Below are 19,316 nucleotides of genomic sequence, written 5' to 3' on the forward strand. Positions count from 1 at the left end.
ACCGGTTCACGGGGCTACTCCCCTTCGCGGTCACGACTTTACCGCACCCGGCGCCGGCACCGGCCCGGCCGCTCCTCGGCGGGCCGGGCCGTTGCGACGCCTACGACGAGCCGTTCGCCGACGACGACCCGCCCTCACCCAGGACCCGGGCCAACGACCAGCGCAACTGTGTCTCGTCCAGCGTCGTGTCCAGCGTCAGCACCTGAAGCATGGTCCCGTCCAGCACGGCGAGCGCCGCGGCGGCGGCGCGCGGTCCGACCCGGACGGACAGGAAATCGCCGACGCCCTCGACCCAGGCCAGGGCGAACCCGCGCAGCTCCGGGCTGCGGGCGGCGGCCAGGTACAACTCGTACTCGACCAGCGCGCGCGAGCGGTCCGCGAGGTATTCCGCGGTGAGCGCGGTGAGCACCCCGGGCAGGTCCTCCGCGTCCCGCGCCCGCCGGACCCACTCCTCCAGCAGCCGCACCGTCTCGGCCGACGCGTGCGCGAGCGCCGCGGCGACCAGGTCGTCGAGCGAGGCGAAGTAGTACGTGGTCGCTCCCAACGGCACGCCCGCCCGGGCCGCGACCAGGCGATGCGTGGTGTTGCCCACGCCCACCTCCGCGATCACCTCACACGCGCCGCGCACGATCCGCAGTCGCCGACCCTCCGGATCCCGGGCCGCGGTCAATGCGCACCACCCAGGTTCAACACCACGACGCCCGCGATCACCAGTGCCATCCCGAACGCCTTGAGCAACGTCACCGGCTCGTTCAGGAACGCCGCGCCGACCAGTGCGATGGCCACCGTCCCCAGTCCGGACCAGATCGCGTACGCCGTGCCCACCTGCAACTGCCGCAACGACAGCGTCAGCAGGTAGAAGGCACCCGCGTATCCGCCCAGACAAGCCAGCGTCGGCCACAGCCGGGTGAACCCGTCGGTGCTCTTCAGCAGACTGGTCGCGATCACCTCACACGAGATCGCCAGCCCCAGGAACAGCCAGGCCACGGGCCTCTCCCTCCGAGTGGTACAGATGTACAAGTACAAATGTACAAGAATGCTCGCGCCCGGGTGATCGGAGCCCTCGTCTCGGCCGCCGGCCCGGAAGGAGTCGGAACCGGCCGGACTCGGCCCGGAGCCGGCGCGGAACCGACGCGGCTCGCGGCCGGCCCCGGGACAGCCCAAACCGGTGGATAGGCTGCTTCGATGCCCATCGAACGGCCGGATCGCATTCGAGGCGCGACGGCCGATCGGCCGGCCGCGTGCGTCGCCGCGTTGCCGCCGTCGATCGGCGCGACCCGGCTGGTCGCGGTGGACGGGATCGGCGGTTCCGGCAAGACCACGTTCGCCGACGCGCTCGCCGCGCGACTGGGCGGCGCGCCGGTGGTGCGCCTGGACGACTTCGCCCGGCCGGGGGACTTCTTCGGCTGGTTGCCCAGGCTGCGCGCCCAACTGCTCGAACCGCTGGCCCGACACCAGGCCACCCGCTGCGACTCCTACGACTGGGCCGGCTACCGGATCAGCGGCTACAGCGAGGTTCCGGCCGCGCCGGTGGTGATCCTGGAGGGGGTCGGCGCGGCCCGGCGCGAACTCGGCCCGGTGACCGCGCTGCGCGTGCACGTCGACACGCCGGCCGAACTCGCCGCGGCGCGCACGCTGGATCGGGACGGCCCCGGACTGGCCTGGTTCTGGCGGCTGTGGCGCGCCGCCGAGGCCGAGCACCTGGCCCGGGACCGTCCGTGGACCCGCCCCCACCTACGCGTCGACGGGGCGGACGGACGCGGCGGGTCAACGATCGAACCCGACCGGCGCGCGCTCGCCGGCGGCGGCCGATGGTCGCCCTCGACGGCTCGCCGCGACGACCCCGGGTGTGCGGGGTGACCCCGGCCGGTTGCCCGGGATCGGTCACATGCCGGCGGCTCCGTCGAGGCGTTCGCGCAGGAGGTCGGCATGGCCGTTGTGGCGGGCGTACTCGGCGATCAGGTTGACCAGGACCCAGCGCAGCGAGAACGGCTTGCCGGTGGCCTTGCGGATACCGGTGTCGTCCAGGGACGCGGCGGCGGCGACGATCTCCCGCGAGCGCTCGCACTCGGCGTGCCAGCGGGCGAACGCCTCGGCCGGGTCGCCGTCCAGGTGCTCGAAGTCCTGATCCGGGTCGTCGTCGGTGTAGTAGAGCATCGGTACGTCGTCGCCGGCGAACTGGATGTGGAACCACCAGCGTTCGACGCCGGCCAGGTGCCGGATCATGCCGTGCAGCGACAACCCGGACGGCGAGACGGCCCGCTCGGACAGCTGCTCCGCCGACAGGCCCGCGCACTTGAGCTCGAAGGTGGCCCGGTGCCAGTCGAGGAAGCCGGTCAGGACCTCGCGCTCGTCGCCCAAATCGGCGGGCGACGTACGGGTGTCCTCGCGCCGGCGTGGGGAGTGGTGCAGGGGCGGGATCGACTCGGCCATGATCCACCTTCCGGTTCGGCAAAGGCACGAGTCTGCCCGACGGCACCGACATCGGGTCGGCGGCACGCGGCGAATGTGCCGGTCGGCGCGACCCGGTCGGGAGACGCTTTCCGGGTACGTCACACGGACACCCCGGGAGCCTCGGATGACCGATTTCGGACCACCGCCCGCGCGCTATGACGACCTGCGGGCGTTGTTCGTCAACTGCACGCTCAAGCGCTCACCCGCGGTCAGCAACACCCAGGGGCTCGTGGACCTCAGCCGGGGCATCATGACCCGGCACGGGGTCGTGGTCGACCAGATCCGCGCGGTCGACCACGAGATCGCCACCGGCGTGTGGCCGGACATGAGCGACCGGGGGTGGCCCGGCGACGAGTGGCCCGCGCTGTACGAGCGGGTGCTGGCCGCGGACATCCTGGTGTTGGCCGGGCCGATCTGGCTGGGCGACAACAGCTCGGTGCTCAAGCGGGTGGTGGAGCGGCTGTACGCGTGCTCCGGACTGCTCAACGACGCCGGCCAGTACGCCTATTACGGGCGGGTCGGCGGCTGCCTGATCACCGGCAACGAGGACGGCGTCAAGCACTGCGCGATGAACGTGCTGTACAGCCTCCAGCACCTGGGCTACGTCATCCCGCCGCAGGCGGACGCCGGGTGGATCGGCGAGGTGGGCCCGGGGGCCTCCTACCTGGATCCCGGCTCGGGCGGCCCGGAGAACGACTTCACCAACCGCAACACCACGTTCATGACCTGGAACCTGATGCACCTGGCCCGGTTGCTCAAGGACGCGGGCGGGATGCCCGCGTACGGCAACCAGCGCGCGGGCTGGGACGCGGGGTGCCGGTACGACTTCGAGAACCCCGACTACCGCTGAAGCCCCACCCGTTTCGAGCCCGACCGCCCGGAACCCCGGCCGCCGAGACCCCGACCGCGGACACCCGAGCGCGGACACCCGAAGGCGGTCGAGCCTCACGGCGCGAGCGCGGGCAGCGCGGTGATCGCCTCGGGGGTCCAGGTGCCGGCGGCGCCCGGACGGCCCGCGAGGTAGCGCGCCGCACGCCCGCGGGACCAGCCGTGCGCCTCGACGAGGCCGGCGGTCAGGTGTCGCAGGTACATCGCGGCCGGCGCGTTCCAGGGCGCGTCGGCGCTGCGCCAGGGGGCGGTCAGGGTGAGGATCGTGTGCCCGTCGGCGGCACCCACCCGGACGACCGTCTCGTAGCGGCCCGGACCCAGGGTGGCCCGCCCGGTGACCGGCAGCGTGCTCAGGTCGAGTTCGGCACCGGGCGCGCGGTACATCTCCTGCGCGGCCAGATCGGCGAACTGATCCCGGGTCACCAGGTAGGCCCGAGCCGGGGTCCGGCCCGGATCCAGCGGGTCGTACAGCGCGAGTCCGCCGGTCCAGGACTTCGACTCGAAGGCGAAGTACAGCCGGCCCGGCAGCACCACCGGCCGGATGGCGCGCGGCGCGGCGGGGTTCCGACAACCGGGATAGGTCCGCGCACCCCCGAACGGCCGACCGCCGCGCAGATAACACGCGAGGCGGGCGGCATGCATGTTGGACCCGTACGCGGCATACCAGACCAGGTCGGAACCCACGCGTCGCAGTCTAGGGCGTGTCTTCAATCCCCCGCCGAGCTCCACGACGCCCGGCACCGCATCCGCCCTTCGGGCTCCTCGCCGCGCTCGCCGCCCCGGAGAACCACCCGAATGGAACCACTATGCGGGTGCTTCTCCGGCACGCCGACGCACGGCATCCGCCCTTCGGGCTCCTCGCTTCGCTCACGCCGCGGAGCCCGACGGGGGATTGAAGACACGCCCTGGCGCCGCAACCGGCGACGGCATCGGCACGGCAGCGGTGTCGCCGCCGGCGGGGGCGTGCCGCGGTGCGCCGAACGAGCGGAGTGGGCGGGCCGAGGGCGTGAACACGGGGATGGTCGGCGCCAATCGGGGCAGTGGTGAGTACGCGCCGAATCCGGCCGGTCGCCGGCTCAACCCGAGGTCGGTCGGGACCGGAATCGAAGTCCCGTGCGCGTCGGGCCGTGGCCGATCGAGCCACCGCCGCGCAGGCACCGCGAAGGAGCCCAGGATGCCCGATCCGCTGCCGCCGCCCACCGTCGACCAAGCCGTCGCGAATGTGCTCGACGCCCACGACGTCCCGCTGGAGGCGACCGTCCGGGTGGCCCCGTATGCAGACATGGCGGTGGGCGACCTGCTCACCCTGTCCTGGCACGGCCCGGACACGGCGGCCTTCACCGTGTGCGTACCGATCACCGGACACGCGCTGGACCGGCCGGTCCTGTTCAAGGTGCCCGCCGCCGAGATCCTCCCGTACGCGGGCGCCGAGGTGACGCTGAGCTACCGGCTGGAGCGCCCCGGCACAGGCACCGGCGCGGACTCGGCCGCGCTGGTGCTCCGGGTCGAACCGGACGCGGCCTGGGCCGCGAAGGGGTAGCGGCGCGGGCCGGCGGGACGAGTGCAAACGAGTCCAATTGGTCTCGTCGGTCTCGTTCGGTTACCGCATCGCCGCCGCCGGCTCCAGGTGTCGTACGTCCCACACCTGCACGTCGGCCACCTGCCGACCCGGGCCGAGCAGCGCGGTCAGGGTCGCGGTGAGTTCGGCCCGATAGCGGTGCTCGGGCAACACCACCACGTCGGCGTGCCACCGGGTCAGGTCCTCGCGGGCCTCGCGGCGCTGGTCCGCGGTGATCTCCGGGACCTGGCCCTCGGCGGCGACCCGGCCCAGCAACGCCGAGGTCGGGCTGTAGTCCGCCCCGTACACGCCGATCCGGTCGGGACCCCACGGGCCGACGAAGTAACCCTCCGCGAGCGGGAAGCCCAGGTCGGCCACGCTCTGCCAGTGCAGCGCGGTCGCGTCGCCGACGCTGGGCAGCGGCACCACCACGACGGATCCGTTGTCGACGTACGGTCGCCAGCGCCCGTCGGCGAAGAACTCCGGAACCGGGCGTCGGTTTTGCACGTCCAGCGGAGTGGGCGCGATCGGCAGCAGCGCCATGGCCAGCACCGCCGCCCAGATCAGCTGTACCGGAAGCTCGCGACCCCCGGACCCGGACCCGGTTTCCGACTCGGCTCCCGAGCGGATCGAGGTCGCGGCCAGGATCCGATCCGTGGCCAGTGCCAGCAGCACGGCGATCGCCGGGACGCAGACCAGCGCGAAGCGCGACTCCAGGATCGACTCGAACAGGGGCAGGTCGTTCAGCAACCGCCACGGGCCGGGCAGGCCGGTGTCGTCGTGGTCGACCGTGATGTCCAGGCCCAGCGACAGCAGCGCCGCGACCAGCGCGGTGATCGCCGCCGCGCGCGCGACGGCCGCGCGGCGCAGCCAGGCCACCAGGAAGAGGGTCAGGATCACCAGCGGCCAACCGAAGAACGCGTTCTCCTCGGTGGTGCCCTCGGACAGTGCCGCCGCGCCGGCGCGGTCGCCGCCCAGCGAGTCGCTCGCGTACGCGGTGAACGCCGCCACGTCGTTGCCCGACTCGTGCTCGAGCGTCGTGTAGTGCTGCGGCCCGAAGAACTGCACCCACAACGGGTACGCGACCAGCGCCAGCGACACCGCCGCGCCGACCAGCAGCCCGATGCCCAGCGGTCGCGCCGCCTCGCGGGCCGCGTCCGGCGACGCGAGCGCGTACACGATCCCGAAGATCACCAGGCCGACGGCCGCGAACAGCAGCGGCTCCTCACCGATGAAGATCTGGAAGGCGATCAGCAGCCCGAGCACGACCCCGTTGCGCACCGGCCGCTCGCCCTGCCACAGCCGGATCAGCATCTCGATGATCGGCGGGATCACGAAGAGCACCACGAAGTTCGGATGCGCGTTGGCGTGCGAGATGATCGGCGGCGCGAATCCGCACAGCGCGCCGCCCACGGCCGCCGCGCGCCTGCTGCGCACCACCCGGCGGGCCAGCAACCAGTACCACGCGAAGGCGGTGCCGGCCAGGCCGCCGGTGAGCACCAGGGCCCAGGTCGTGCTCGGACCGAACAGCAGCGTGACGGGGGTGAGCGGGATGCCCAGGCCGAGCATGGCCGTGTTGGCCATCATGTTTACGCCCAGCGGGTGGTTCTGCAGGTCCGAGACCAGCGGGTCGCGGAAGTTGCGGACCGCGTCGGCGGTGGCGTCGAAGAACCACTCCCACATGTTCTGGTCCTGGCCGCCGTTGGCCAGATAGGCGTGGTCGAGGTCGGCCCACAGGTCCTTGTACAACCACACCGCGAGGCACAGGAACAGGCTGCCGATCCACCAGTCGACGGCACGGGCGCCCCACAGTTGCTGCGCGGCGATCTCGCGTACGCGAAGACGAGGGTCGGTGCGTTGTCGGGCTTCGGCGACGGCCATGGATGTCGGGTCCTTCCGAGGGCTGCTGCCGCCACGGGCGTGGGACGGTCCCGGCGAGGCGCCCGCGTCGGACGAACACACTCCGGCACCCGGTCGGGCGGTGACGAGGCGACGCACCTCGACCGGTGGGGGCGATCCCCGCGAGCGCGTACCGGCACCGGAGCGCCCGGCGGGACGCGCTACGGCGGTTGATCGCCGGCCATGCTACGAGGAGCGAACGGTCCACCGAACGGCGGGGCCGCCGATCGCCGCCCCGCCGGCCGGCGACGGGGCGACCCGGCCGTGCGAGTCGATGCCGGGCGGGGCGGAATTCGCCGGCCCGATCGGGCCCGGGCGGTGAGGATGGCGCCGTGCCGATCCTTCCGGAGACCTCGCGCCTGGAACTGCGTCCGTTCACCGAGGCCGACGCAGGGCCCGCAGGGTCCGCAGGGGTTCGTACCCGCTCTGCCCGTCGGGGCGTGTCGCATGGGAAGCTGCCTCGTGTGAGTGTTCCAGGTGGTGTGCCGCTCTTTGTCGGACGTGAGCTCGAGATGGGGCGACTGGTCGAGGCACTGGGGGAGGCCGATCGAGGCGAGCCCCGCGTCGTGTTGACCACCGGCGAGGCCGGCGTCGGCAAGACCCGGCTGCTCGAGCAGTTCCTGGTCGAGGCGGCCGGGCGGACCGAGCCGACCTCGGTCGCGGTCGGAGCGTGTCTCGAACTGGGCGCCGAGGGGCTGCCCTTCGCGCCGTTCTCGGCGATCCTGCGCACCCTCTCCGGCGCGCTCGGCGTCGACTTCGAGGCCGCGGTCGGGGACCGGCGTCGTGAACTGGCCTGGATCTCGCCCACCCTCGCGGCCGAACCCGGCCAGGGCCCCGCGCCCGAGCGGGCCCGGCTGTACGAGTCCGCGCTGCGCGTGCTGGAGCGGATCGGCGAGGAGCGCACGCTGGTCGTCGCCTTCGAGGACCTGCACTGGGCCGACTCGGCCACCCGCGAGTTGCTCGCGTTCCTGGTCCGCTCGCTGCGCCGGGGCCGGATCCTGCTGGTCGGCACGCTGCGCGCGGACGCGATGGACCGCAGCCACCCGATGCGCCGGCTGGTCGCCGAGATGGAGCGCATCCGCACGGTGAGCCGGCTCGAACTGGGCCGACTCACCATGCCCCAGGTCGAGGAGCACCTCACCGGCCTGCTCGGCGACCCGCCCTCGCGCGCGCTCACCCAGCAGGTGTTCGAGCGCTCCGAGGGCAACGCGTTTTTCGTCGAGGAACTCGCCGCCGGCGTCCGCGACGGCCGACTCGCCGGTCTCTCGGACACGCTGCGCGACCTGCTGCTGATCCGGATCGAACAATTGCCCGAGCAGGCTCGCCGGGTGGTGCGCCTGGCCGCCGTGGGGGGCATCGGGGTCGAGCACCGGCTGCTCGCGGAGGTGGCGGGCCTGGATCCGGACACGCTGGAGACGGCGCTGCGCACGGCGGTCTCCGGCCACGTCCTGGTGCCCGACTCGGACGGCGAGGGCTACTCCTTCCGACACGCGCTGGTCCGCGAGGCGGCCTTGGGCGACCTGCTCCCCGGCGAACGCACCCGGATGTACGCGGCGTTCGCCGAGGCCCTGGACACCCTGGTCGAGCGCGGCGAGCTGCCACCGCATCGCGACCACGTGGACCGCCGGGCCCGCTACTGGATCGCGGCCGGCCGCCCGGCCCTGGCCCTGCCCGCGAGCGTGACCGCGGCGGCGGCCGCCGCCGACCGGTACGCGTTCGGCGAGGCGTGGACGCTGTACGAGAGCGCGATCGCGATGTGGGACCAGGCCCCCCATCCCGAGCGACTGACCGGCACGACCCTGGCCCGGGTGCTGGACGGCGCCATCGTCGCGGCCCGCTACGACAACTCGGGGGACCGCGAACTCGCCTTGCTGCGCCAGGCGTTGGACCTGCTCGACGAGGAGCGCGAGCCGGTCCGGGCGGCGGCCCTGTGGACCCAGCGGGCGAAGGCGCTGAGCCGCTTGGGTCGCGGCCCCGGCATGATCGAACTGGAGCACGCCGGAAGGTTGTTGAAGGACCTTCCGGAATCGATCGAGTACGCGAACGTGGTGATCCGGAGCGCCCGCGCGCACTTCCTGGAGGGAGAGGCCGAGGAGGCGGTGCGGATGGCCCGGGAAGTCCTGGAGATCGCCCGGCGCCTGGACGATCAGGACCTGCTCGCCACCACCCACCAGACGCTGTCCTGGTTCCTCACCGGAGTCGGCGAGCTCGACGAGGAGCAGGCACTCGCGCACGGGCGGGAGGCGGTTCGTGTCGCCGAGGCGGCGCGGGGCGCCAAGCCGGACACCCTCGTCTACGTGCTCGGCAACTGGGCCTCGGTGCTGGAAGGCGTCGGCCGGCACGACGAGTCGGTGCAGGCGGCCCGCCGCGCGCTGGACCTGGCCAGGGACCGAGGCGTGATCCGCAACGCGGGCGCGTTCGTCCTGGGCAACCTCGCGGAGAGCCTGTTCTCGCTCGGTCGTTGGGACGACGCGGCCAAGGCGGTGGACGAGATCCGTGAGCACAACGCCGACGGCTGCGCCAGCGGACACGCCGAACGAATACTGGCCATGGCCCACCTGGTCCGCGGCGACGTCTCCCAGGCCGCCGGCCACCTGACCCACGCGCAGGAGAGCGCACGCGTCAAGTATCAGGAGGCGCAACACCGGATCCCACTGTCCGGCGCCGCGATCGCGCTGGCCCGGGTGCGCGGCCGACGGGCCGAACTGGACGAGATCCTGGACGCGGAGCTGCGAGCCGATTTCGGCGTCGGCAACCAGCGGTTCGCCTTCCCGCTGCTGATCGAGGCGGCCCGCGCGTACGCCGAGGGCGAGCCGACCGACGCGATCCGGGCCGACCTGCGCCGGATCCGGGCGGCGGGCGCGGCGCTGTCGCTGGACTGCGCGCTGGACCGTACCCAGGCGCTGACGCTGAACGCGCACCTGGACCGGGCCGAGCGCACCGACACCGTCGCGCAGTGGCAGGAGGTCGTCGCGGCCTGGGACTCGACCACCCAGCCGTACCCCACCGCCCAGGCGTACGCCGACCTCGGCGCCGCGCTGGTGGCCGCCGGCGATCGGGTCGAGGCCGGCGCGGCGCTGGCCCGGGCGCACGCCGCCGCGGTGGTGCTGGGCACGGTGCCCCTGCGCGAACAGATCGAACTGCTCGCCCGCCGGGCCCGGATCGACCTGCCCGGACACCCCGGCTTCGCCGCCGGGCGCGCGGCGCACCAGGTCGGCGAACCGACGCCCCGGGAAAGGGAGGTGCTGCGGCTGCTCGTCGAGGGACGCAGCAACCGACAGATCGCCGAGACCCTGTTCATCAGCGTCAAGACCGCCAGCGTGCACGTCTCGAACATCCTGGCCAAGCTCGAAGTGGCCACCCGAGGCGAGGCCGCCGCGCTGGCCCACCGGATGCGCCTGGTCGAGGACTCGCCTCCGGTCGACGACGCTTCCTGAACCGGATCGGTCCGGGTGGGGTGTCCTCGCGCGACGGACGGGCTATACATGGTCCGTTCGGTGTTTCGGGGGCATGCCGTCGGGGGTGGTCGTGGGGGAGCACGGGGTACGGGTCGCGGCAAGCGGGGTGACACGAACGATCGGTGGGCGCACCGTACTTCGGGACACCTCGCTGGTGGCCGAGGCCGGTGAGGTGTCGGCGATCGCCGGGAGCAGCGGATCGGGCAAGACCACGCTCCTGGACACCCTGGCCGGACTCCGGCCGCCCGACGCGGGCGAGGTGCGGCACGACGGCGGCCGACCGGACGCGCGCGGTCTGGGGTACGTGCCGCAGGACGACATCCTGCATCGGGCGCTGCCGCTCGCGCACAGCCTGCGCTACGCCGCGGCGCTGCGCGAGCCGGCCGACGAGGGGGTGGACGCCGCCGTCGCGCGGACGCTGGCCGCGCTCGGGCTGACCGCGCGCGCGGACCACCGGGTGGACACGCTCAGCGGCGGCGAACGCAAGCGCGCGAGCATCGCGGTCGAGCTGCTGACCCGGCCCCGCGTGTTGTTCCTGGACGAACCGACCTCCGGCCTCGACCCGGCGGCGGCGGCCGAACTGATGTCCGTACTACGCGAGTTGGCCCGCGGGGGTACGACTGTCGTACTCACCACCCACGCGCCGGCCGACCTGGCCCGCTGCGACCGGGTCGCGTTCCTGGCGCCCGACGGTCGGCTCGCGTACGTGGGCGACCCCAGGGCGATGTGCGCGCACTTCGGCGTCGCGACGGAGGCCGACGTGTACGCGGCGGTGGCCGCTCGGGGGGCGAGTGCGGACGCGGAGCGCGAGCCGGAGCTCGAACTGGAGCCGGAAGTGGGGGCGCTGGAACCGGAGTTGGACCGGCCGTCGGAGTCGGCTCGGGCGTCGGTCGAGCCGGTCGCACGCACGGCGCCCCGGGCCGATCGCGCGCTTCGCCAATGGTCCATCCTGGCCCGCCGCGACCTGGAACTGATCACCCGCGACCGACCGGCCGCCGCGATGCTGATCGGCTCGCCGCTGGTGATCGTGGCGATGTTCGCGATGCTCTTTCGGCCCGGCGCGTTCGACCCGGCCGACCCGAGTCCCTCCGGGGCCGCGATGATCCTGTTCTGGATCGCGTTCGGCGGCTTCTTCTTCGGGTTGACCTACGGCCTGTTGCAGATCTGTGTCGAGCTGCCGATCGTCCGGCGCGAACGCCTGACGGTGCTGCGGATCGGGCCCTATGTCGCGGCCAAGTGCACCGTCCTGCTGCCCATCCTCGCGCTTGCCGACGTGCTGTTGCTCGCGGTGCTGCGCGCCCTGGACCGGCTGCCCGCCGCGTCCTGGGAGGTGTACGGATCCCTCCTGGTGACCCTGCTGCTCGCGTCGGCGGCGGCGCTCGCGCTCGGGTTGCTGACCTCGGCGGCGGTGACCGAAGTGGGCCAGGCCACGCTGATGTTGCCGCTGCTGTGCTTTCCGCAGGTGCTCTTCTCCGGGGCGTTCGTGCCGGTGCCCCGGATGCCCGCGATCGGACACGCGCTCAGCTACGCGATGACCAACCGGTGGGCGTTCGAGGCGTTGGGCAGCGATCTGGACCTGCCCGGGCGCTGGGCGCACAGCCGGTCCGCGCTCGGCCCGCCGCTGCTCGCCTCCTACGGGGACAGCTTCGACCACACGCCGGTGCTCGGCTGGGCCGTACTCGCGGGCTGCGCCGTGTTGTTCCTGGTCGCGACGTGCGCGGTGCTGGCCCGCCGGTGCCCGCGAGCGGGAGCTTGACGGCCGATCGTCGGACCTCGGGGCGGGCGGATCGGCCGACTCGGCAGTCGGTTCAACAGCGCAGTCTCGGTGCCAACCCCCGGGGGTCGACGGGTCGGTCGCGGTAGGTGCGGGCGACGAAGTCGAGGAAGGCGTCCACGTCGGCGATCGTGGACGGTAACCCGAGCGAGACCCGCACCGCGCCGCCGGAGGGCAGCCCGAGCCGGGTCAGATAGTCGTCCAGCGTCCCGCCGGCGGCGGCCGTACGCAGCACCGCGCCGCGCAGCGTGCGGCGGGCGATGGAGAACGCCGCCTCACCCGCGCCCGGATTGCAGAAACAGCCGGTGCGGACGCAGATCCCGGCGGCCGCGGTGTCCCGCGCGACGATCCGCTCGTCGACCACGGTCCCGGCGGCGTCCAGGATGTTCAGCGCGACCGTGCCGCCCCGGGCGTCCACCGTGCCGGGCCCGTACACCCGGACCATCGGCTCGCCCCGGTGATGGCGCAACTCGGCCAGTCCGGACAGGAGATGGGCGGTGAGTCGATCGACCCGCTCGTGCACGGCCCGGATGCCCACCTCGTCCACCCAGGTCAGACCCTGCGCGACGTCGGGGATGGCGAGGAAGTTGAGGGTGCCGTCCTCGTAGGCGGATTCGTCGTCGGCCATGCGATGCCAGCCGCCCTGCGCGCTGGCCGCCTCGATGGTGCCGCCGGCGAACCACGGCCGGCGCAGGCGGGCGAGCGCGTCCCGGCGGGCGAGCAGGCAGCCCACACCGGTCGGGTAGCCGAACACCTTGTACCAGCTCACCGCGACGAACTCCGGCTGTACCGCGCCGAGATCGAGCACATTGGTGGGTGCGTACGCGGCCGCGTCCAAGAGCACGTCGTAGCCGTGCCGGTGGGCGACGTCGATCCATTCCAGCGGGTGCCGCACCCCGGTGAAGTTGCTTTGCGCGGGAAACGCGAGCAGACCTCGGCGACGGGTCAGCGCGGCGCGCAGCGCGTCGCCGTCCAGGCGCAGGTCCGGGCCGGTCAGGCCGATGTACCGGGTGCGGGCGCCGGCGGCGCGGGCGTACTCGCGGATGCCGTTGACCGAGTTGTGGTTGTCGATCGGCAGCACGAAGCGGTTGCCGCGACGGAACGGGTACGCCTCGCCGACGAGTCGGCACGCACCGGTGGCGTTCGCGGTGAACACGGCGGCGTACCGGTCGGGGTCGGCGTTGAAGTGCTCCAGGATCGCCTGGCGGGTGTGTTCCACCAGTGCGGTGGAGGCGACCGAGGCCGGGTGTTCGGAGTGTGGATTGCCGTAGGTGGCCCCGGACATCCGCGCCGCGTGCGCGCGCCACTGGCGGCGTGCGGCCAATCCCGCGCCCGTGTGGTCGAGGTAGACCAGCCCCGCGTCGTCCAGATAGCCGTACTCCTCGCGTCGGATCGCGTCGAAGTCCGGACCGAGCACGTCGGCCACCACCACGGCACCACCTCCCCGGGTGAGCCGAGTCTCGCGCCGCCCGTGAGGCGGCGTCAACGGGTTCGGCCGGGTGGATCCGCGGTCGCGGCCGGTCGGCCGGATGCCCGTTCTCACCCCTGATGGCTGATCCGCGACAAGCATCCCCTAGGGTGACAAGGTAAGGCTTACCTCAGCGGTCGAGCCTGTCCCAGCAGTGCGGGCCGATCGCCGCGTCGTCGTGGTACCCGGTCCGCGTCCCTCACGCGCCAAGGAACCAGGACCCATGCCGATACCTCGCCGCCGGATCGCCGCCGTCGCCGTGACCCTGTCCGCCGCCCTGCTCACCGGGGCCTGCGGCGCGGACTCCTCGGACGGGAACAAGGGCGGCGGCAAGCCCGCCGTGGCGGCCGGCGGCAAGGAGTTCGGCAGCGCCGGCCAGGTGTCCACGGGCCTGGGCACGGACGCGGCGCCCGGACAGTACCCGCGTACGATCCGCACCGCGATGGGCGACGTGACGCTCAAGGCGCAGCCCAAGCGGGTCGTCGTGCTGGACACCGGCGAGCTCGACAACGTCGCGGCACTGGGTGTCCAGCCGGTGGGTATCGCGTTCACCGACGGATCGCAGGAACTCCCGGCGTATCTGGACGGCAAGGCGGGCAAGCCGGCCAAGGTCGGCACGATCAACAACCTCAACCTCGAGGCGATCGAGAACCTCAAGCCGGACCTGATCCTGGGCAGCAAGCTGCGCGCGGAGCAGCAGTACCCGGTGTTGTCCAAGATCGCGCCCACGGTGTTCTCGGTGCGGCCCGGCTACACCTGGAAGGAGAACTTCCTGCTCAACGCGGCGGCCCTGGACAAGACCGCCGATGCCAAGCAGCAGTTGGATGCCTACCAGGTCCGGGCCAAGGCGCTCGGCGACAAGCTGGGCGCGAACAAGCCGACCATCTCGATGGTGCGCTTCATGCCGGGCAAGATCCGGCTGTACGCGAACAAGTCGCTGATCGGCACCGTGCTCCAGGACGTGGGTCTGCCGCGGCCGGCGAACCAGAACATCGACGACCTGGCCGTGGAGCTGTCCGAGGAGCGGATCACCGAGGCGGACGCGGACAGGATCTTCGTCGGCACCTACGGCCCGGCGGACAAGACCGCGCAGGCACGGGTGACCGACAACCCGCTGTGGAAGAAGCTCGGCGCGGTGGAGAAGGGCAAGGCCGTCACGGTCCCCGACGACACCTGGTACCTCGGCCTGGGTGTGGTCGCGGCGAACGCGATCCTGGGCGACCTGGAGAAGAACCTGCTCGGCTGAGGTCGATCCGCCCGACCCGGATCGGCCGGGACGAGCCGGTCGATCCGGGTCAGCCGCCGGTCGGGGGATCGCAGACACGTCCCAGGGGTTCGCGTGCCGCGTGGGCGAGCAGCGCGGCGACGCCCGCGGCCGGCCCCTCGGCCCGGCGCCAGTGTTCGTCGCGTTCGGTGAGCGCCGCGAACAGACGTTGCCAGGACCGTTCCTCGGTGCCGAGCAGGTCCGCGGTCAGCGCGCCGATCTCGGTGTACGCCGCGTGGACCGCGACCCGTACCGGCTCGGACGGGTCCACACGTGCCCGGGCGTCGGCGACATAGCGCAGCACACGATCGGCGTGACCCACCTCGTGCACCAGATCGTGGCCGGTGAGCAGCCCCGCCTCGATCAACCGCTCGATCTCGACATGCCACTCGGCGGTGCCGCCTTCGGGCAGCACCCACGCGGCGACGGTACGGGCCACGCGCGGCCCGCGCCGGGCCGCGGCGAACGCCTCGGCGGGGTGCAGGTCGGTGAGCATCGCCAGGACGATCTCGTCGGGCGCGTCCGGTCGGCTCGCGAGCGCGTGCCGGACCCCGGCGGGCCACGGCTCGCGCGCGTGCTCCTTGGCCAGCAGTGCCCAGTCGCGCCGGTAGGGCCGGTCCAGGACACGTTCGGCGTCCGCGAGCCGGTCGCACGCGCGCAGCCTGGCCACCAGTCGGGCCGGCGAGGACTCCCGGTCGATCCGCGAGGTCAGCACCGCGACGGCGGCCTCGGCCGGATCACCGGTGCCGGCCAGGGCCTTCGCCGCGACCTTGGCGGCACCGCTGCCCAACAGGCCGCGGTCGATCAGCGCGCGCAGCCGGTGCGGCCCGCCGAAGCGCAACGCGTTGCGCGCCGCGATCAGTTGCTCGAGCAGGGACAACCTCCCCGACATCGCCTCCAGCGCGCGCTCGACCACGTCGGCGTCGGCCGCCTCCACCGTCACCCGCAGCGCGTCCGTCCGATACTTCGAGAACACTCCCGGGGCGAGCAGGCGCCCGCGCAGGGCGGGCGACAGCGGCCGGGTGTCGTCGGCCGCGCGGGCCAGGATCCGGCGCCGCTCGGCCGCGTCGCCGGGCCGCCTGATGTCGCCGTACAGCCGGTCCTCCAGCATCGGATCACGCCGGTCGAGCAGCCGCCCGCGCACGTGTCGGGTGTGCGGCGAGCGGGCCTCGCCGTCCGCGAGGATCAGCGCGGGGGCGACGTCGGCCAGCTCCAGCACGTAGGCGACCAGGTCTTCGGTGACGTGCCGGGTGCGCTCCGCGTCGCGGGCCAGGGCGCTCGGTGACCCGGGTCCGAGCAGCGGGACAAGCGTGTGGAGCACGTGCGCGTCGGCGTAGACGAGCAGGGCCGATCCGGCGCTCGACAGCGTCGCGGGCCTGGCTTCGGGTCGCGGGCCGGGGCCGGCGGCCACCCGGTCGAGCAGTTCGGGCAGCGGCAGTTCGCCGCGCTCCGTGTCCATCGCGGCGAGCGCGGCCGACCAGCGTTCGCGATCGTGGCCCAGACGGGCGGCGAGCAGGGCGCGTACGGCTCGGGTGAGCGGTTCGCGGGCGAGTTGGGAGAACTCGCCCGGGCGCGCGGCGCTCAACGCGCGTGCGGGCGTCGTGGCGATCAGGTCGGCCGGTCCGACCAGACCGGCGCGGTAGCGCACCGAGGCCGAGGCGGTGTCCCGGAAGCCGATCGGATCGCGCCGGGCCAGACGCTCGCGCGGCAGGTCGGAGGGAGCGGCCGCGCACGCCGCGACCAGCCACACCGGGTGGCACAGGTCGGGCACGTCCGCCTCGAGGGTCTCGGCGAACACCGCGAGCACCGCCGGGTCGGTGGGTATCGGCGCGCCCGGCACGATCTCCCGCAGCAGGTGCGCGGCGGCCAGCGCGCAGCCCCGGTCGGGGGTGTTGCGCCGGCCGCGCCTGGTCGGCAGCGTCGGCCCGGCCGGCTCACGACCGCGGCCGGTCGGCGGGCGACGCGCGAGGCTGTCCGCGAATTCGGCGATCTCGGCGTCGCTCAGGGCCCGTTGCGCGGCATCCGGTGGCCGGCCGGCCGCCTGCGCGGCGACGGTGATCAGTTCGGCGACGGTGCCCGCGAAGGAGTCGAGCAGGCCGAGGCCGATCACGGTGGCCTCGACGTGGCCGGCCAGGTGGGTGCCGACCAGTTCCGCCAGCCGGGCGCGGACGGGCGCGGCCGCGTCGGGGGCCAGCCTGGGCAGCGCGCGCAGCACCTCGCCGGCCGGCCGGGCGGTGTCCACCAGCCGTACCGGATCCAGTAGTTCGTGTTCGACGCAGTCGTTCACCCAGGCCGCGTCGGCGCGGCCGAACGCGACGGTCGTCAGCCGGTCGATCGGCTCGCGGTTGAGGTCCTCGGCGGTGGAGCCGCACGAGCGGTTGACCACGGCGAGCCGCAGCAACCGGCCCGGTTCGCCCTCGGCATGCTCGTGGCGCAGGAGTTCGTCGATCGGCTCGGGCGGGTACGGCGTCTCGCGATGAACGGCCACCAGGCGCGGCAGGTCGTACACGTACGGCTCGTGGACGAGCGTGGCCATCAGTCGGCGGGTGGCGTTGCGTCCTCGCGCGGTGGCGAAGACGCGCGGGAGCGCGTCGGGATCCTCGTACGGAATGCGCAGCGAGCCCAACCTGCCCGGCCCGTCCGGGGCTTCGAGCGCCTCCAGGACGGCGGCGGCCTGGTTCGAGTGGCCCGGCCCGCCGAGCAATCGCACCAGGCGCCGGACCGCGTCGGGCCCGCCGCGCTCCCACACCCGAAGGAACGCGAAGCCGCGCGCGTCGGCGGACGGGAAGGTGAACAGCGCGGCGTGCACCAGCTCGGGGTCGCCGCTGACCGCCAGCGGGGTGAGCCTGCGCTGATCCCGACAGTCCAGCAGCTCGGCACGCAACCGCGGGTCCAGCGGCACGAGTTCGGTGCGCCCCGGGGTGCGCGGAACCCCGGAGGCGATGCTGCGGCGCAGGGTGAGCGGGGTGTGGTGGTTGCGGTACACGGCCGCGTTCACGAACGGGTCGTCCAGGGCGGTGAGTCGGCCCAGCTCGCGCGGGTCCAGGCAGGCGTTCTGCGCGACGGCCGCGCAGACCCGGGGATCGCGGGTGGCCAGCGCGACGTCGAGCGCGTGCGCGGGCAGCGGCCCCTTGCCCAGCAGGTCGCGCAGCAGCTCGTCGCGCAGGTGCGGCAACAGGGCTCGCAGGTCCTCGGGTTCGGCGGCGTAGAGCAGGAATCGGTAGGGCCTGGACAGCGCGGGCGGCACGGTCGATCCGACCTCCGGGATCGATCCGTCGGCGATCTCGGCCAGCAACTCGGCCAGGGTGCCCCGATACCGCGACAGGTGCACCCGCAACGCGGCCCAACGACTCGCCGAGCCGCCCAGCCGACGGTGCAGCAGGTCGGTGAGCGGGCGGACGAAGGGGAGTTCGGCCAGGGTCGCGACGGCGGTCCGGGCGGGGGCGACGGTGTCCAGGACGAGGGCGGCGTGCCGCTCGTGGGTGCGCCCGGCGGCGCCGGCCGAGGCGGCGATCCGGGCCGCCTCGGGGTGGCCCGGATGGTGTGCGGCGGCTTCGAGGAGGGCGGCCGAGGGGCGGGCGATCCGGGCCACCGCGGCCGGGTGGGCTCGGTACAGCTCCACGAGCAGGGCGTCCGGGCAGTCCGCGCGCGCGACCAGCGCCGCCGCGGCGGCCTCGGGCAGCGGCTGGGCGCGTTGGGCGTCCAGCAGCCGGTTCCAGTGCGGATCGCGGCGCCAGGCGGGTTCCGGCTCGCCGGCGCGCAGGCCGGCGATCAGGCCGTCGGGGCCCTCGGCGGCGGCCACCGCCGCCTCGAGCTCGTCGGTCCGGCCGCTCTTCAGCGCGCGGGTGGCGACGGCGGTCACGTCGTGCACGGGCGGGGGATGGGCGTCGGCCGCCGGGCCGGCGGGCGAGGTCGTGAAGTCCACCTCCGCGAGCAACCCGGCCAGTCGCGGTGGGTCGGCGAACAGGCCCAACAGGCCCCGTAGTTGCTCGGCTGTGGTGAGCCGCGTGGCGCAGGCGCGCAGCGCGTGCTCGATCAGTGCCGGGATCCCGGACACCACCGCGGCGCCGATGAAGTGCGGGTGGTCCGGCGGGTCTTCGGCACACGCGCGGATCTCCTCCCACAACACGCCGAGCGCGTGCGGATCCGGATGTCGGCCCGGGGCGAGCACCGCGCGGCGCATCCACGGCAGGGCGGTGGCGTGCCGGTACACCAGCCGATCCACGACCGGGTCCGGCCGCTCCAGCAACGCGGCCAGATCGGTGGTGCCGGCCTCCGGATTGCGCGCCACCGCGCGCCGGACCAGCACGTCGGGATCGCGAACCGCCTTGACCCGCGCGGCGATCGGCAGCGAGGCGTCGGCCAGGTAGGCGGGGTCGCCCTCGCCGAGCCGGTGGCGCAGCCGACCCGCGTCCCCGGGTTCGCCGCTCGCCACCGCGAGTCCGAGCAGCACCTCGGCGGCCGGGTCGTACCGGCGCGCGGCTCCTTGCGTCACTGTTCGCTTTCCCCTCGTCGGGCCGACCTGTTCGCCGTCGCCCCCCGTCCCGGGCGGT

13 protein-coding genes are annotated in these 19,316 nt (G+C 73.6%); 6 read left to right on the forward strand and 7 right to left on the reverse strand.

Features of this window, described 5'->3' with window-relative positions; translation table 11 throughout:
- Positions 1-100: 100 nt before the first annotated feature.
- Together OG948_RS47650 and OG948_RS47655 are read right to left on the reverse strand one after the other, a co-directional pair.
- Positions 101-670: a TetR family transcriptional regulator gene (locus tag OG948_RS47650; protein ID WP_331771273.1), complete on the reverse strand. Its 570-nt coding sequence runs from the start codon at positions 668-670 to the stop codon at positions 101-103.
- The gene (locus OG948_RS47655) at positions 667-987 is read right to left on the reverse strand and encodes a multidrug efflux SMR transporter (protein ID WP_331771274.1); all 321 of its coding nucleotides are present in this window, start codon (positions 985-987) and stop codon (positions 667-669) included. The genes OG948_RS47650 and OG948_RS47655 overlap by 4 nt, the downstream gene beginning before the upstream one ends.
- A 198-nt stretch (positions 988-1,185) precedes the next feature.
- Between OG948_RS47655 and OG948_RS47660 the strand changes: the two genes are divergently transcribed.
- On the forward strand, positions 1,186-1,860 hold the full coding sequence (locus OG948_RS47660) for a hypothetical protein (RefSeq protein WP_331771275.1): 675 nt from the start codon (positions 1,186-1,188) through the stop codon (positions 1,858-1,860).
- 24 nt (positions 1,861-1,884) lie between these two features.
- On the opposite strand, the gene OG948_RS47665 is transcribed toward OG948_RS47660, so the two are convergent.
- Complete coding sequence (locus OG948_RS47665; RefSeq protein ID WP_331771276.1) at positions 1,885-2,433, reverse strand: DinB family protein; 549 nt, start codon at positions 2,431-2,433, stop codon at positions 1,885-1,887.
- A gap of 145 nt (positions 2,434-2,578) precedes the next feature.
- Between OG948_RS47665 and OG948_RS47670 the strand changes: the two genes are divergently transcribed.
- The gene (locus OG948_RS47670; RefSeq protein WP_331771277.1) at positions 2,579-3,304 is read left to right on the forward strand and encodes a flavodoxin family protein; all 726 of its coding nucleotides are present in this window, start codon (positions 2,579-2,581) and stop codon (positions 3,302-3,304) included.
- Positions 3,305-3,399: 95 nt separating this feature from the next.
- Here the strand turns inward: OG948_RS47670 and OG948_RS47675 are convergent, their stop codons facing one another.
- Positions 3,400-3,984 (reverse strand): histone deacetylase, encoded by a 585-nt coding sequence (locus OG948_RS47675; RefSeq protein ID WP_331773538.1) that lies wholly within the window; start codon positions 3,982-3,984, stop codon positions 3,400-3,402.
- Positions 3,985-4,516: 532 nt separating this feature from the next.
- Here OG948_RS47675 and OG948_RS47680 point away from each other — a divergent pair.
- A complete protein-coding gene (locus OG948_RS47680) occupies positions 4,517-4,882 on the forward strand; it encodes a hypothetical protein (RefSeq protein ID WP_331771278.1) in 366 nt (121 codons plus the stop codon).
- Between the two features lie 60 nt (positions 4,883-4,942).
- Here the strand turns inward: OG948_RS47680 and OG948_RS47685 are convergent, their stop codons facing one another.
- Positions 4,943-6,781: a glycosyl transferase gene (locus OG948_RS47685; protein ID WP_331771279.1), complete on the reverse strand. Its 1,839-nt coding sequence runs from the start codon at positions 6,779-6,781 to the stop codon at positions 4,943-4,945.
- A gap of 500 nt (positions 6,782-7,281) precedes the next feature.
- Here OG948_RS47685 and OG948_RS47690 point away from each other — a divergent pair, with 500 nt between their 5' ends.
- On the forward strand, positions 7,282-10,236 hold the full coding sequence (locus OG948_RS47690; RefSeq protein ID WP_331773539.1) for an AAA family ATPase: 2,955 nt from the start codon (positions 7,282-7,284) through the stop codon (positions 10,234-10,236).
- A gap of 127 nt (positions 10,237-10,363) precedes the next feature.
- Positions 10,364-12,013 (forward strand): ATP-binding cassette domain-containing protein, encoded by a 1,650-nt coding sequence (locus tag OG948_RS47695; RefSeq protein ID WP_406300662.1) that lies wholly within the window; start codon positions 10,364-10,366, stop codon positions 12,011-12,013.
- A 52-nt stretch (positions 12,014-12,065) separates the two neighbouring features.
- Here the strand turns inward: OG948_RS47695 and OG948_RS47700 are convergent, their stop codons facing one another.
- Positions 12,066-13,463 (reverse strand): aminotransferase class V-fold PLP-dependent enzyme, encoded by a 1,398-nt coding sequence (locus OG948_RS47700; RefSeq protein WP_331771281.1) that lies wholly within the window; start codon positions 13,461-13,463, stop codon positions 12,066-12,068.
- Positions 13,464-13,722: 259 nt separating this feature from the next.
- Between OG948_RS47700 and OG948_RS47705 the strand changes: the two genes are divergently transcribed.
- The gene (locus tag OG948_RS47705) at positions 13,723-14,745 is read left to right on the forward strand and encodes an iron-siderophore ABC transporter substrate-binding protein (protein WP_331771282.1); all 1,023 of its coding nucleotides are present in this window, start codon (positions 13,723-13,725) and stop codon (positions 14,743-14,745) included.
- 49 nt (positions 14,746-14,794) lie between these two features.
- Here the strand turns inward: OG948_RS47705 and OG948_RS47710 are convergent, their stop codons facing one another.
- A complete protein-coding gene (locus OG948_RS47710) occupies positions 14,795-19,258 on the reverse strand; it encodes a hypothetical protein (protein ID WP_331771283.1) in 4,464 nt (1,487 codons plus the stop codon).
- Positions 19,259-19,316: the final 58 nt, after the last annotated feature.

The sequence above is a fragment of the Embleya sp. NBC_00888 genome (assembly GCF_045207655.1).
GTDB lineage: Bacteria > Actinomycetota > Actinomycetes > Streptomycetales > Streptomycetaceae > Embleya.

Bases quoted from the DNA above. Each gene is read 5' to 3' on its own strand.
- OG948_RS47660 (WP_331771275.1), top strand. From the start codon at position 1,186: ATGCCCATCGAACGGCCGGATCGCATTCGAGGCGCGACGGCCGATCGG.
- OG948_RS47665 (WP_331771276.1), bottom strand. From the start codon at position 2,433: ATGGCCGAGTCGATCCCGCCCCTGCACCACTCCCCACGCCGGCGCGAG.
- OG948_RS47670 (WP_331771277.1), top strand. From the start codon at position 2,579: ATGACCGATTTCGGACCACCGCCCGCGCGCTATGACGACCTGCGGGCG.
- OG948_RS47675 (WP_331773538.1), bottom strand. From the start codon at position 3,984: ATGCATGCCGCCCGCCTCGCGTGTTATCTGCGCGGCGGTCGGCCGTTC.
- OG948_RS47680 (WP_331771278.1), top strand. From the start codon at position 4,517: ATGCCCGATCCGCTGCCGCCGCCCACCGTCGACCAAGCCGTCGCGAAT.
- OG948_RS47685 (WP_331771279.1), bottom strand. From the start codon at position 6,781: ATGGCCGTCGCCGAAGCCCGACAACGCACCGACCCTCGTCTTCGCGTA.
- OG948_RS47705 (WP_331771282.1), top strand. From the start codon at position 13,723: ATGCCGATACCTCGCCGCCGGATCGCCGCCGTCGCCGTGACCCTGTCC.